Source organism: Pseudomonas sp. FG13, from assembly GCF_057809755.1.
The window spans coordinates 475,236-488,254 of sequence record NZ_JBMDKO010000001.1; the positions used below are offsets into that span (position 1 = coordinate 475,236).

A 13,019-nucleotide genomic window follows, 5' to 3' on the forward strand; every position below is an offset into this window, starting at 1 on the left:
ATGCAAGCAGCGCCAAGGAAAAGGGTCAGTTTGCGCAGATGGATCTGGCGGGCGTTTGCCAGTACCAGTCTGTTGCCGCTCGTCTTGGTGGAAGGTGTGCTGATCACCACCTATTTCATGACCAACCAGTCCATTCGACGCTCCCAGATCGAATACCTGCACCAAAGTGCGACACGAGACATACAAGTATCGGTTCAACAAAATGCCCTGTTGGTGCAAGGGCAGTTGGAGCAGATTCACAAAGCGATCAGTCTCTATGCCAAGTCCACGGAACATGAACTCACCGAGGACCAGCCTCGGATAGCGGCATCTTTGTCAATGAGTGCCGACGGCGTCCGTTACAGCGCAGTAAACGACGGGACGTCCGCCTCGTTCTATTCCAATGTCACTCCGCCGCAAAAGCAGGACCTCTACAAGATATCCCTGCTGGCGAATCAGGATTTCATGATGAAGCAGTTGAAGGACGGAGATCCTTTGATTGCCAGCATCTATTTCAATAGTTGGGACAGCTATAACCGGATTTATCCCTGGTTCAATACGCTCGAGCAATACCCGCATGATATGGACATCACCCAATACAACTTCTACTACCTGGCCGATGCAAAACATAATCCTGACAAAAAAATAGTCTGGACGGATGTCTATCTGGATCCCGCCGGTCAGGGATGGATGATGTCTGCCATTGCACCGGTTTACAGCGGGGATTTCCTCGAGGGCGTCGCCGGCGTCGATGTCACCGTGGATGGCATCTTGAAGCGAATAGAACAGTTGAAGATGCCTTGGAATGGCTACCTGATGCTGCTCAACAGCAAGCTCGATGTCATGGCCGTACCCAAGGCGGGGCAACGTGATTTTTCCCTGCTAACCGCCGAGAACCAACCTGCTGGCGAGCCGGTTGATCGCGAGCGCTTGCAATCGTCGGATTTGAACCTTACGCGTCATCCGGACCTCGCCAGCCTCAACCAGAATCTACCCGGCCATCCCGAGGGTGTCGTTGCGCTGACGTTGAATGGACGCCCTCATCTGGTTGCCTGGAGCAGTATTCCTTCTACCGGCTGGCTCTTGCTGGCAGTGGTGGACGAAGCGGCGGTCATGCAGGAAACCAATCTGCTTGCCAGTCGTTACCGCGAGGTGGGGTATCTATTGGTCGCGGGGTTGGTGCTGTTCTATACCGCGTTCTTCGCCTTCATGTGGTGGCGTACACGCGACCTCAGCCGCCAACTGAGCAAGCCGGTGCAAGGGGTTTCGCGCATGATGCGCGAGATCGGTCGAGGCCACTGGCAACCGACCGCAAGCCCTTCCGACATCACCGAACTGTGGTCAATGTCCAACCATGCATTGGGCATGGGCAGGCAGTTGGCCCAGGCCGAGTTCATTCGCAGCTCCACACAGCAGCGCCTTGAGTTGGTCATGGAGAGTTTTGCCGAAGGGCTCTGGGAATACCACCCGCAACAGCGTCGCTTCATTCTCAAGGGGGCCCTGTGTCAGCGCTTTGGCTTTGCCACCAATGAGGTGCCGATGGCGACATTGCTGAAGAACATCCCCGCTGAAGACCGGCAGAGCTTCACGCAGTTCCTGGAACAGGCCAGGGGCAGTGCCAGCGTGGCGCCGGAAGCCGAGTTTCGGATCAAGGACATGCATGGAGAGTTGATCTGGATACTTTGCCGGGGCCGCACCCTGGAACCCTCTCGGCTTGATGATTCCAGTGTCGTGGTCGTGGCGTGTGTCGACATCACGACGCTCAAGCAGACTCAGTTGGATCTTCGAGAGAAGACCCTGGAGGCGGAGGCCGCCAGTACTGCCAAGTCCAAATTCATCTCCAGCATGAGCCATGAACTGCGTACGCCATTGAATGCGATCTACGGGTTTGCCCAGCTGGGGCTCATGCAGTTGCCTGCCCAGGAATCGGAACAGACGGTCTACCTGCAGGAAATCATCAAGGCCAGTGAACACCTCATGCAGTTGGTCGACGATCTGCTTGATCTCTCCAGCCTGCAGGCTGAGAAGCCCCTGCTGGACCTCATACCCGTGCATGTGGCAAGCCTGTTATCCAATTGCGCTGACATGGTCCAGCAGCAAGTCTGCGCGCAGGGTCAGACCTTGCACATCAATCCGCCTCCGGATGCATGGTATGTCTGGGCGGACAAGCGTCGGCTCAAGCAGGTCCTGATCAATCTGTTATCCAATGCAATCAAGTACAACCGGCCCGGTGGGCACATCACGCTGGGGGCTGTGGTTGTCGACGACGGAGCCAGGCTTCGACTCTATGTAACGGATACCGGAGCGGGTATTTCCCCGGCTCTGCAGGGCGAGCTCTTCAAGCCCTTCCAGCGACTGGGTAAGGAGAACTCTTCCATCCAGGGAACCGGCATTGGCTTGGTGCTGTGTCGAGACCTGGCGCTTCTGATGCATGGCACCATGGGCTTCTTAAGTGAGATGGGAGTGGGGAGTACCTTCTGGGTCGAGCTGTGCTCGTCGGCCTTTCCTGCCCCCGGGAACGCGTCCATGGTCTCGACGATTGCCTTGCCGAGCGTCCTGTTGGTGAGTGACAACCCCAAGGACGGTCAAGTGGTCCGGGAAGCATTGAACGGCGACTTTCAGTTGGAGCGGGTCGATACGTTGCTCGACGCCAGCCTCGTGCTTGGCACCACGCCTGTCAGCGTATTGATCGTCGCCACGGCGGACCCTGCGTCCGTGCTGGACACTTTTTTCAGCGGCCTGCGCATGGATGCCTCCAAGTCTGTCATATCGATCGTCGTGGTTCGTGGGGCCGTCGATCACGTGTCAGTTGATCACCTTGGCTGCCAGGCCATCGTGTCTGCTCCATTGGAGGCGCAGAGTATTCGTCGTCTGGTCTTGACGCTCACCACGGGGAGGGCAGACGCATGTTTGCCAAAATAAATGCGCACTGCAGGATCGTGATCATCGATGATGTGGCCACCAATCTTCGGCTACTGGATTCATGTCTGCGGGCCGTAGGCCTGTCAAACATCACGACATTCAACGACTCTGCACAGGGACTTGACTGGCTGCTTTCGAATGCCTGGGACCTGGTGTTGCTGGACCTGGACATGCCCGCACCCGATGGCTTTGAGATCCTTGACCGACTTGGTTCCCGTGACCGCACCGAATCCCCGATCATCATCGTAACGGCCTTGAGCGACCAGCAGAATAGGCGAAAAGGACTGGAAAAGGGCGCCAACGATTTCATTTCAAAACCTATCGATCTGCCCGAAGTGCTGCTCAGGGTCCGTAATTGCCTGGAACTGGCGCAGGCCGCGAAGCTACTGCGCGACGTCAATAGTGAACTGGAGCGCAAGGTGGAGTTGCGCACGCTCCAGCTGGCGTCCAGCTACCGGGCGATCAGTAGCAGCTTGAGTCGGGCAGCCAGCTATCGTGACGATGAGACGGGACACCATATCGTTCGGATTGGCGAGTCCGCTGCCTTGTTGGCCAAGGCAATCGGCATGCCTGCGCAATGGTGCGAGCTCATGAGGATGGCTGCGCCGATGCACGATATTGGAAAAATCGGTATTGAAGATGCCATTCTGCAAAAGCCTGGCGCGCTGACACCACAAGAGCGGATCATCATGCAGGACCACGCCCGCATAGGTTACGAAATCCTGCATGACCCCGAGGGCTCTCCCTTGACGGATCTGGCCGCGGAAATTGCCTTGGCACATCATGAGCGTTGGGATGGCGCCGGCTATCCCCAGGGATTGCGTGGCAAGGAGATCCCATTGTCCGCAAGGATCGTGGCCATCTGTGATGTGTATGACGCCATAAGGATGCCCCGCGCCTATAAACAGGCTTGGGACACCGAACGCTCGAGACGTTATGTCATCGAGCAATCAGGTACTCATTTCGACCCTTTCCTGGTGGACGTTTTCTGTAATCTCTTTGACGAAATAGATCGCTTGCGCCTGTCCGATGCGCGGAATGACTGAAGCGTATCGACGAATGTATTCCTCGCTGAATGGGTGAACGACTGGTTTAGCGGCTGGCCGAATCCTGGCCAACCGCTTACTTGCCCCCGGTCACGTCGAGGAATGTACCGGTAACGAATGACGCCTCCGCACTGGCCAGCCACAGAATGGCCCGCGCCACTTCCTCCGGCTGACCGCCTCGGCCCATGGGGATCGTATCCTTGACGCGATCGACCCGCCCCGGCTCGCCGCCGCTGGCGTGCATGTCGGTGTAGATGTGGCCGGGGCGAATACCGTTGACGCGTATCCCTTCCCGGGCCACCTCCTTGGCCAGCCCGATGGTGAAGGTCTCCAGGGCCCCCTTCGATGCCGCGTAGTCGACATATTCATTCGGGCTGCCGAGGCGCGCCGATGCCGAGGAAACATTGATCACGACGCCCCCCGGGCCGTTGTGCCGGTGGGACATGCGTTTCACCGCCTGTTGGGCACAGAGCATCGGGCCGATGGCGTTGACCGCAAAGATGCGCTGCATGCGCTCGAAGCCAAGGTCCTCCAGGCGCGACTGAATGGACAACACTCCGGCGTTATTGACCAGTACGTCGATGCGTCCGAACGAGCGGTCGATGGCTGCGAACAACTTGGCGACTTGCTCGGGATCGGCACTGTCGGCCCGCATGGCCAACGCCCGGCGTCCCGTTGCCTGCACATCCGCCGCCACGGCCAGCGCCGAGGTCTCGTTGGCTACGTAGCTGATCGCGACGTCGTAACCTCGTGCGGCAGCTAGCCGCGCGGTAGCGGCACCCACTCCGCGACCACCACCGGTGATCAGCATCAACGGGGCCTGCGAGACGTTATCCATCGAGAGTACCTCTTGTAGCGGTGAGAAAATGGCGTATCAACCGATCATGAGGGTGCCGCTGACGATCACCGCGCACGCCAGGACGCGGCGGGCGGTAAGTGTTTCGCCGAGGAACACGGAGCCGATCAGCGCCGCAAACAGCACGCTGGTTTCGCGCAATGCCGATACCGCGCCCAAGGGCGCTTCGTTCATGGCGTAGATGACAATTCCATAGGCCAGCAAAGAGACCAGCCCGCCGACCACGGCGGTCAGCATTCCGGGCCGGAGGCAGAATAAGCTGCGGGCGTCGCGCAAGCCGATGTACACCCCAGGCATCATCAAGCCCCACAAGGCGCACATCCATACGGTGTAGGCGAGCGGGGCGCCGGAGAGCCGGGTACCGATGCCGTCGGTGACGCTGTAGGCGGCGATGAAGCAGCCGGTTCCCAGGGCATAGGGCAGGCTCGGGACAGACAGTTTGCGCCCCCTGAAGGCCAGTGAAATGATTCCGACTGATACCAACGCAATACCCAGCAATGTGCCGGGGGCGATGCGTTCTCCGGCAAAGACGGCGCCGCCGAGGGTGATCAGCGCCGGTGACGATCCTCGGGAAATCGGATAGGTCTGTCCCAGGTCGCCGACCCGGTAGCTGCGCACGAGAAACAGGTTGTAGCCGACGTGCAGCAGTGCCGAGAGCACCATGTAGCCCCAGCTGGCCGCCGCCGGCGGCACCATCAACGTCGCGGCGATGACACTGGCGATAGCGATGGCGATGCACATGATCGTCATCGACCATAGCCGATCGGAGCCGCCACGCAGCAACGCATTCCAGCTGGCATGCAGGAGCGCGGCGAAAAGAACCAGCAAGGTGATATGGATTGGCATGCGCCATCTTATGCAGCCCGATGGCTCGAACTACAGCGAAGTCTCCTCATCGTTTCATGAGCAAACGCTCATGCATCATGCATAGGCGCGTTGGACTTTCAGCGCCTCGCCGTTCAGCCATTGGCGGAAGTTGACTATGTGTGGCTGCGATTCGGTGCCTTTCGGACAGACAAAATAGTAGGCAAGGGGGGAGGGGAACGGCACATCGAACAGCCGCACCAGGCGACCATCGCTGATCTCGGTTTCAACATGCCCGCTGCGCACCAGGGCGACGCCCTGGCCGAGTAAAGCGGCCTCGACCGTCATGTTGCTATCGCCAAACCTGACGCTTTCCTTGAGCGGCAAAAACTCCAGCCCGACCTTTTGAAACCAGGCCTCCCATTTTGGCACCAGGTCGGCGCCATCCCGGGTCAGCAGCGGGTAGTGCAACAGCTCGGCAGGGTTGCGCGGTGTTCCGTATCGCTGCAGCAGATCGGGGCTTGCCACTGGAAACACCTGTTCGCCGAACAGGAACTCTGAATACAAGCCCGGGTAGATGCCTTTGCCGAGCCGGATCGCGACATCGGCCTGGGCGTCGGAGAAGTGGATGATCTTGTCCGTGGTGTCCAGCGAGACCAACAGCTCGGGATGCTGGCGAGAGAGACTTGGCAAGCGTGGCAGTAGCCATTTCAGCGCAAAGGAATACGTGGTGCTGACCTCGAGCCGGACCCTGCCTTTCTGCTCGCGCAGGTCGGCCAGGGTCGCCTCCAGGCTCATGAAGAACTCCCTCACGATGGGCGCCAGTGTAGCCCCCGCTGGGGTAAGGCTTAATGACTTGCCGCGCTCGAACAGCTGCAATCCCCAAAGCGCTTCGAGGTGCTTGAGCTGGTGACTGACCGCGCTTTGAGTGACATGCAATTCGTGTGCGGCAGAGGTAAAGGTCGCATGTCGGGTGGCGACTTCAAAGGCACGCAATGTAGCGGTAGGCGGCAGATCTCTCATGGATAGGGTTTCCCGGCGAGTCGTCAGAACGGGGCGCGTCATGAATGCCGGTTCATGATAGTGCATCGTCGGGATGCGTCGATCAGCATCGTGCCGCAATGGACTACTTAAGGTATGCCATGCGTCTTTTGACTTTGTAGCAATCATTGACATCGAGCGCCTTCTGGTAGTACGCCAGTCGCTGTGCACGATTGTTGTCGCCCAACAGTCGGTAGATTTCGGCCTGGTAGTCTCGACTGCCGCCCCACTGCATGGCGAAGCCCACCGGTTCTTCTTGCCTGCACTCAAGCCTGACAACTGGCTGCGGGAAATAGTGTTCGTAGAGGGGCATGCTGGTTTCCAGCGCCTGCAAGGCTGTTTCGTACTGGGGCGTATCGGTGAACGCCAAACACCAATATGCAATTTCAAGTGCAGGCGGAGCGAAGCCTTGGGCGAGGCTCCGTTCAAACAAGGGGCAGGCTTTGTCTTTGATCACGTCGCTTGGAGACAGCATCACGTAGATAAGTCCCAGTCGATACTGGGCTACGGGATGATCAAGGGCCGCGGCTTGTTCAAGCAGCGTAAAGGCGGGCTTGAGCAGTGCGCCGCCTTCTTGCGCCAGGGTCAGGGAACGTTCTCTCTCCTCTGCGCTTGTCGCAGGGGTATCGGCAGTGACCGCTTCAAGCTTGCGATCCGCTTGTGCCAGATGGGCAATCGCCTCCTGGTAAAGGCGCTCGCCACGAGGATCGATGTGTAGCGTGTTGGCCATGCTCCACTGAGGTAGCAGGCACGCTAACAGGGTGTAGCGCCAGCGGTTCAAGCGCACGATTGGCGTCCTTGCATCAACTATTCGACTGGCGGGTAGGGTACCCGAAAATCCGGAAGGGAATGAGTGCCTACCTGTCAGTCGCATTTGGCAGAGGGACACCCAAGGTCTACCCCTGCCTGCCTATGACGCTGTCAGAGGGTGGACATGGCTGGAAGGAGCGACTCGACACGGTCGCGTTTGGTAACCATCGTCCAGATCTCCTCTGCGATGTCGTCAGGGTCGATCACCGGGAATCCGGTCACAATGGGGTCGCCTGCCGCTGTCAATGAAGCGAAGCTGGCGGAGCGCTGAATCAACGCTCCGATAATGACGGTGCCCGCGTAGATTCCTGCTGTGCCCAACTCAGCATTAAGCGTATGAACGTAGTTGCGTGCCGCGGCCATGGCGGGTCCGAATCCGCACATTCCTGCGATGGGCTGCACAGCCGTCAGCCCTCCGACCACGACGATGGCGCCATCGCCTCTGGAAAGTTGGCCTTGGAGAACCGCGTTCGCGACTTGGATCGGCGCGTAGGTGTACAGGTCCATGAAAGGCCGGAGTGTCTGTGCGTCAAGATTCGCAGCGGGCACAAACGCGATATTGGGGGCGACTGGCGCATACACCGCTACATCGATGCCGCCGAATCGGTCTTCTATTGACTGAACGAGTGCGGGAATACCCGAGAGATCGTTCAAGTCTGCAGGAAATGCTGCAGCCTCCAGGCCCTCATTGACCAGTTCCGCGACATGCTCCTGAAGTTTTTCTGCGCGTCGAGCAACCATTGCAATCTGGTAACCCTCACGTGCGAAACGTTTTGCGAGGGATGCACCGAGGCCGCTACCAGCACCAAACAGGGCGATAGTTTTTTTCCGAGTAGTCATAACTGGATCTCTTTGTTAAGCGGGGTTTTTACAGCCGTCGCGGCTGCGGTGATGACGGACTAGGCCGTGTCCGAACCAAAAGCCGCGCCTTCGATCCGAAGTCGCTCGACATCGGTCAGAACGCGATAAGTAACGCCTGGCTCATTGGCAGGTTCCAAGGTATAAAATAAGAACCTAGAAAGAATTATTTCCTTACTTCCTGATCCGTACCCAGGAATCTATCGTTCCACCGACGGCTCCACAAGAAGGCACATTTATGTCACCTAGGCACATTGATTTGATCTCCCACATGCCTGAAGAAGGCGGATGTGTAGCGACCCGCCAGCTCCTGGACCGCATAGGGGACAAGTGGAGTCTGTACATCATTGCCATGCTGGCTAACGGAGCAAAACGCTTCAACCAACTGAAGCGCGATGTCACGGGTATCTCCCAGCGCATGCTGACGCTGACGTTGCGTGGGTTGGAGCGCGATGGTCTGATTACGCGGACGATGTATCCATCCATTCCACCGCGTGTCGATTACGAACTGACCGTATTGGGCAGATCGCTATTGGAGCCGGTTTTGGGCCTGGTCAATTGGGCAAACGACAACTTGTCCGCCATTGCCGAAGCACGAGAGAGCTTCGACAAGGAGCCACGAGCTGATCATGTGTTGGTTCAAGGTGTCGTTTATGAGCGTCGATAACGAATCAGGCCATGGCCTGGGGCAAGTCATGAGAATGTTTTCTAGCATCGTTGATGAAAACTTGAACCTGGAAGACGTAAATTTGTGACTAAATTGTATTTTGGTCATTGCTTGTCACCCCATGGGGTGACAGGTAAGCTGGCGCCATGAATCCATCATCCTTCCCTTCGCGCAACGTCCGTGGTCCTGTCGACCATGAAATCCGAGCCCAGATTGTCGCAGCGGCAAATGAGCATTTCAGCCGCTATGGCTATGGCAAAACCACGGTATCGGACCTGGCCAAGGCCATTGGTTTTTCCAAGGCCTACATCTACAAGTTCTTCGATTCGAAACAGGCCATCGGCGAAGCCATTTGCAGCAATTGCCTGGAGACGATTGTCACGGCCGTGGACGAGGCGGTCAGCGTGGAGTCCCTCAGTGCCACCGAGCGCTTTCGCCGCTTGGTCAAAACCGCGGTCGTCACCGGTGTCAGCCTGTTCTTCAACGACCGCAAGCTCTACGATATTGCGGCATCCGCGGCGTCAGAGAGTTGGCCTAGCGCCCAGTTCTACGAGGCCAGCATTCGGGCATTCGTGCGGCAGATCGTCTCTGATGGGCGTGAGCTGGGTGAGTTCGAACGCAAGACGCCCCTGGATGAAACGGTCAATGCCATCTATCTGGCGTTGCGTCCGTACATCAATCCATTGCTGTTGCAATACAGCCTCGATGGCGTTGAAGAGGCATCCACCAGCATCGCCAATCTGGTGCTGCGTAGCCTCATGCCTTGAGTCCCGACGGTACAGGTACAGCGGTCAGCTGCGTTTCCCTCAATTCATAAAAGCAGGAAGCCGTATTTCCCTGCGAGGAATCGCCACACCCGGATTGTGACCATTGACTAAAATGGTTACTCGGTAGAGAGTGGGTATCTCGATGACCCCTTACCAGAGGAACTGCTATGTCGAACGCTAAAGTTGTCCTTGTCACCGGTGTTTCATCGGGCATTGGCCGTGCCACTGCCCAATTGTTTGTCAGGCAAGGTTGCCAGGTGTTTGGCACCGTACGCAGTGTTACCCAATCGGACCCACTGCCGGGTGTCGAACTTGTCGAGATGGATGTTCGCGACGACGCTTCCGTTCAACGCGCCATCGAAACCGTGATCGCTCAGGCCAAACGCGTTGATGTGCTGGTCAATAACGCGGGTGGATCGTTGGTAGGCTCGGTAGAAGAAACGTCGATTGCCGAAGCCCAATCGCTATTCGATACCAACGTGTGGGGTGTCCTGCGTACGACACACGCGGTACTGCCGCATATGCGTGAACAGCGTTCGGGAAGAATCGTCAACGTCAGCTCGGTATTGGGTTTTCTTCCTGCGCCGTACATGGGCCTTTACTCGGCCTCCAAGCACGCTGTCGAGGGGATGTCCGAGTCTCTGGATCATGAAGTGCGCAAATTCGGTGTCCGCGTGGTGCTGGTCGAGCCGTCATTCACCAAGACCAACCTGGATCTCAATGCGCCGCAAACGGCTGGCAGCATTCCGGCCTATGCCAAAGACCGCGATGCGGTGACCCGTGCGATTGTTAAAAGTGTCCAGGGAGCACCGAGCCCCGACGGCGTGGCGGCGACGATTGTCGAGGCGGCTTTGGGCGTGTGGAAAATGCGTCGCACGCCCAAAGGCGAGGCCTCTCTCTTGCGCAAGCTGCGCCGTTTCATGCCGGCAAGTCCGGTCGACTCCAGCCTGAGAAAAACCTTTGGCCTGAGCTGAGGCATGCCTTCGAGCTGTGACGACCTCAGGGAAGGCATGCTTGGTGAGACCGTGCTTATCGATGACGGTCTCATCTACTGGAGCAGGGACGTGCGATCAGCGCGTAGCCACGGGTTGGCTTTCAATCGGCTGCCAGCCACCGCCGAGCGCCCGGAATGCCGCGACCGCTGCGCGTGCCGACTCGGTTTGGGCCTGCGCTCTGGCGTCGGATGCCTGCAGCAGTGTTTCATCGGCGTGCAGGACGTCGATCAGGCTGGCCGAGCCTTTCTGGTAAGCGATGAAGGACGACTGTCGAGCATGGGTCAAAGCGCTTTCACCCCCGGTCAGCGTGGATGCCTGTGCCTCGCGGTTGACCAGCGCGGAGAAGGCGTTCTCGACGTCTTCGGTGGCACGCAGCACTGACTGGCGATAGGCGGCAAGCGCTTCGGCTTCCTCTCCTTTCGCCTGATCGATCTGCGCGTTGATTCGGCCGAAATCGAAAAGTCTCCAGCGCAACCCCAGGACCCCCGAGGCCTGGCTGGCCCCGCTGGAAAACAGATGACCGCTGGAGACGGCTGTTGCGCTGCCGATCAAGGCGCTGAGCGAAAACTTCGGGTAGTACTCGCTGATCGCCACGCCGATGCGGGCATTGGATGCCGCCAGTTTACGCTCGGCCACGATGAGGTCTGGCCGGCGGCGCAGCAGATCGGCGGGCGCGCCGGCTGAGGTAATCTGCGGCGCCTGAGGAATCGTCCCCGTCGTGGTCAATTGAGCCCGGTGAGTGCCGGGTGGGGTGCCGAGGATGACATCCAGTGCGTTCATTGCAGCATCCAGGCCGGTGTTGAGGACCGGCACTGTGGCTTGAACCTGCGCAAGCGCACCCTCGGTCTGGCGAACCTGAAATTCGGCGGCAAGCCCTTTGCCGTGGAGCAGTTGTACTTTCTCCAGTAGGTCTTGTTGCGTCTTGACCTGTCGATTGGCAATGGCCAGCCGGGCCTGCAGGCCACGTAGGGTGATATAGATGTCCGCGGTCTGCGCGGCGACGGCCAGGCGCGTCGCGCTGAAGCCGGCTTCGGACGCCTGGTATTCGGCCAGCTCCGCCTCGCGGCCTCGACGTAAGCCGCCGAACGCATCCAGCTCCCAGCTTGCGCCGAGGTTCAGTTCATACAAATTGCCATAGCGATCATAGCCAGGCGTCGAGTTGAGCACCTGGCCCAATGGCGTTTCGACGGACTGATAGGCGCGTGCGGCTTGTCCGCTGATGTTGCCCGACGGCAACAGGGCAGCGGTTGCCGCGCCAAGCCCCGCGCGAGCCTGGGCGACCCGTGCGGAGGCCTGGGCCAGATCGAGGTTCTGCGCAAGCGCCTTGGCGATGAAGTCACTGAGCAATGGATCACCGAAGCCTTCCCACCAGTTGGCAAAGTTTGCCGTGCGGGCTGCCGTCCTTTGTTGAACGGCGGATTGAGCCTGGTAGCTATCCGACAGCGGAGCGTCCGGTCGCTGATAGTCCGGGCCAACCGCGCAGCCCGCCATTAAGCTGGTATTCACAAGCAGAGCAAGCGTACGGAGGGAAGGCATGACGACTCCAGGTTTAGCCAGATACTGTTCGTGACGATATTACCAATTGGTCACTCGTTGTCAATGGAGGTGCATGGGGCTAAGCTGGAAAAATGACTAAACACATGCATGCACCCCAGATACGTGGGCCGTCAGACCATAGTGTCCGCGATCAAGTCGTGGAGGCTGCCACATTGCGCTTTGGCCACTATGGATATGAGAAGACCACCGTGTCTGACATCGCCAAGGCCATTGGCTTCTCCAAGGCCTATATCTATAAATTTTTCGATTCCAAGCAGGCGATCGGAGAGGTGATCTGTACCAATCGTCTGGTCATGATCATGGCGATTGTGGATGCAGCGATCGAGGATGCACCGACGGCTTCCGAGAAATTGAAGCGTCTGTTTCGGGCGCTGACAGAGGCGGGCAGCGACTTGTTCTTTCATGACCGCAAGCTCTACGACATTGCCGCTGTGGCCGCTCGCGAGCAGTGGCTTCCTGCGCAGGCGCATGACGAGCGGTTGCGCCAACTGATCCGGCAAATCGTCCTGGAGGGGCGTGAGTCCGGGGAGTTCGAGAGGAAAACCCCATTGGATGAAGCCGTCCTGACGATCTACCTGGTCATGAAGCCCTACGCCAATCCCGTGCAACTCCAATACAACCTTGATACGGCCTCGTCGGCGGCTGCGCTTCTATCGACGCTGATGTTACGCAGCCTTTCAGCGCAGTCGTTCTGATATTTTGTGACTGTTGACATTA

12 protein-coding genes are annotated in these 13,019 nt (G+C 58.4%); 6 read left to right on the forward strand and 6 right to left on the reverse strand.

Translation table 11 applies throughout. The features are described from left to right. Positions 1 to 30: 30 nt before the first annotated feature. Both ACODTO_RS02110 and ACODTO_RS02115 read left to right on the forward strand, forming a co-directional pair. Positions 31 to 2,901 carry an ATP-binding protein gene (locus ACODTO_RS02110; protein WP_489105893.1) on the forward strand — a complete coding sequence of 957 codons (2,871 nt, stop codon included), beginning with the start codon at positions 31 to 33 and terminating at the stop codon, positions 2,899 to 2,901. Then, on the forward strand, positions 2,886 to 3,947 hold the full coding sequence (locus tag ACODTO_RS02115; RefSeq protein WP_489105894.1) for an HD domain-containing phosphohydrolase: 1,062 nt from the start codon (positions 2,886 to 2,888) through the stop codon (positions 3,945 to 3,947). The genes ACODTO_RS02110 and ACODTO_RS02115 overlap by 16 nt, the downstream gene beginning before the upstream one ends. Positions 3,948 to 4,023: 76 nt before the next feature. Here the strand turns inward: ACODTO_RS02115 and ACODTO_RS02120 are convergent, their stop codons facing one another. From ACODTO_RS02120 to ACODTO_RS02140, 5 genes are all read right to left on the reverse strand, one after another. Continuing rightward, positions 4,024 to 4,785 carry an SDR family oxidoreductase gene (locus ACODTO_RS02120; protein WP_464711532.1) on the reverse strand — a complete coding sequence of 254 codons (762 nt, stop codon included), beginning with the start codon at positions 4,783 to 4,785 and terminating at the stop codon, positions 4,024 to 4,026. Between the two features lie 36 nt (positions 4,786 to 4,821). Next, on the reverse strand, positions 4,822 to 5,649 hold the full coding sequence (locus tag ACODTO_RS02125) for an EamA family transporter (protein ID WP_489105895.1): 828 nt from the start codon (positions 5,647 to 5,649) through the stop codon (positions 4,822 to 4,824). A gap of 75 nt (positions 5,650 to 5,724) precedes the next feature. Next, positions 5,725 to 6,630, reverse strand: a complete 906-nt coding sequence (gcvA, locus tag ACODTO_RS02130) for a transcriptional regulator GcvA (protein ID WP_139642184.1) — start codon at positions 6,628 to 6,630, stop codon at positions 5,725 to 5,727. A 103-nt stretch (positions 6,631 to 6,733) separates the two neighbouring features. Beyond that, positions 6,734 to 7,435: a hypothetical protein gene (locus tag ACODTO_RS02135; RefSeq protein ID WP_489105896.1), complete on the reverse strand. Its 702-nt coding sequence runs from the start codon at positions 7,433 to 7,435 to the stop codon at positions 6,734 to 6,736. Between the two features lie 134 nt (positions 7,436 to 7,569). After that, positions 7,570 to 8,298, reverse strand: a complete 729-nt coding sequence (locus ACODTO_RS02140; RefSeq protein ID WP_139642188.1) for an SDR family NAD(P)-dependent oxidoreductase — start codon at positions 8,296 to 8,298, stop codon at positions 7,570 to 7,572. 289 nt (positions 8,299 to 8,587) lie between these two features. Here ACODTO_RS02140 and ACODTO_RS02145 point away from each other — a divergent pair, with 289 nt between their 5' ends. The 3 genes from ACODTO_RS02145 to ACODTO_RS02155 all read left to right on the forward strand — a co-directional run bounded on the left by ACODTO_RS02145 (position 8,588) and on the right by ACODTO_RS02155 (position 10,724). Next, a complete protein-coding gene (locus ACODTO_RS02145) occupies positions 8,588 to 8,983 on the forward strand; it encodes a winged helix-turn-helix transcriptional regulator (RefSeq protein ID WP_241801903.1) in 396 nt (131 codons plus the stop codon). A 146-nt stretch (positions 8,984 to 9,129) separates the two neighbouring features. After that, positions 9,130 to 9,750 (forward strand): TetR/AcrR family transcriptional regulator, encoded by a 621-nt coding sequence (locus ACODTO_RS02150; RefSeq protein ID WP_139642191.1) that lies wholly within the window; start codon positions 9,130 to 9,132, stop codon positions 9,748 to 9,750. Positions 9,751 to 9,917: 167 nt separating this feature from the next. Continuing rightward, the gene (locus tag ACODTO_RS02155) at positions 9,918 to 10,724 is read left to right on the forward strand and encodes an oxidoreductase (RefSeq protein ID WP_464711534.1); all 807 of its coding nucleotides are present in this window, start codon (positions 9,918 to 9,920) and stop codon (positions 10,722 to 10,724) included. Between the two features lie 96 nt (positions 10,725 to 10,820). Here ACODTO_RS02155 and ACODTO_RS02160 read toward each other — a convergent pair whose 3' ends face one another. Further along, positions 10,821 to 12,281, reverse strand: a complete 1,461-nt coding sequence (locus ACODTO_RS02160) for an efflux transporter outer membrane subunit (RefSeq protein WP_489105897.1) — start codon at positions 12,279 to 12,281, stop codon at positions 10,821 to 10,823. Between the two features lie 92 nt (positions 12,282 to 12,373). Between ACODTO_RS02160 and ACODTO_RS02165 the strand changes: the two genes are divergently transcribed. Beyond that, complete coding sequence (locus ACODTO_RS02165; RefSeq protein ID WP_489105898.1) at positions 12,374 to 12,997, forward strand: TetR/AcrR family transcriptional regulator; 624 nt, start codon at positions 12,374 to 12,376, stop codon at positions 12,995 to 12,997. Positions 12,998 to 13,019: the final 22 nt, after the last annotated feature.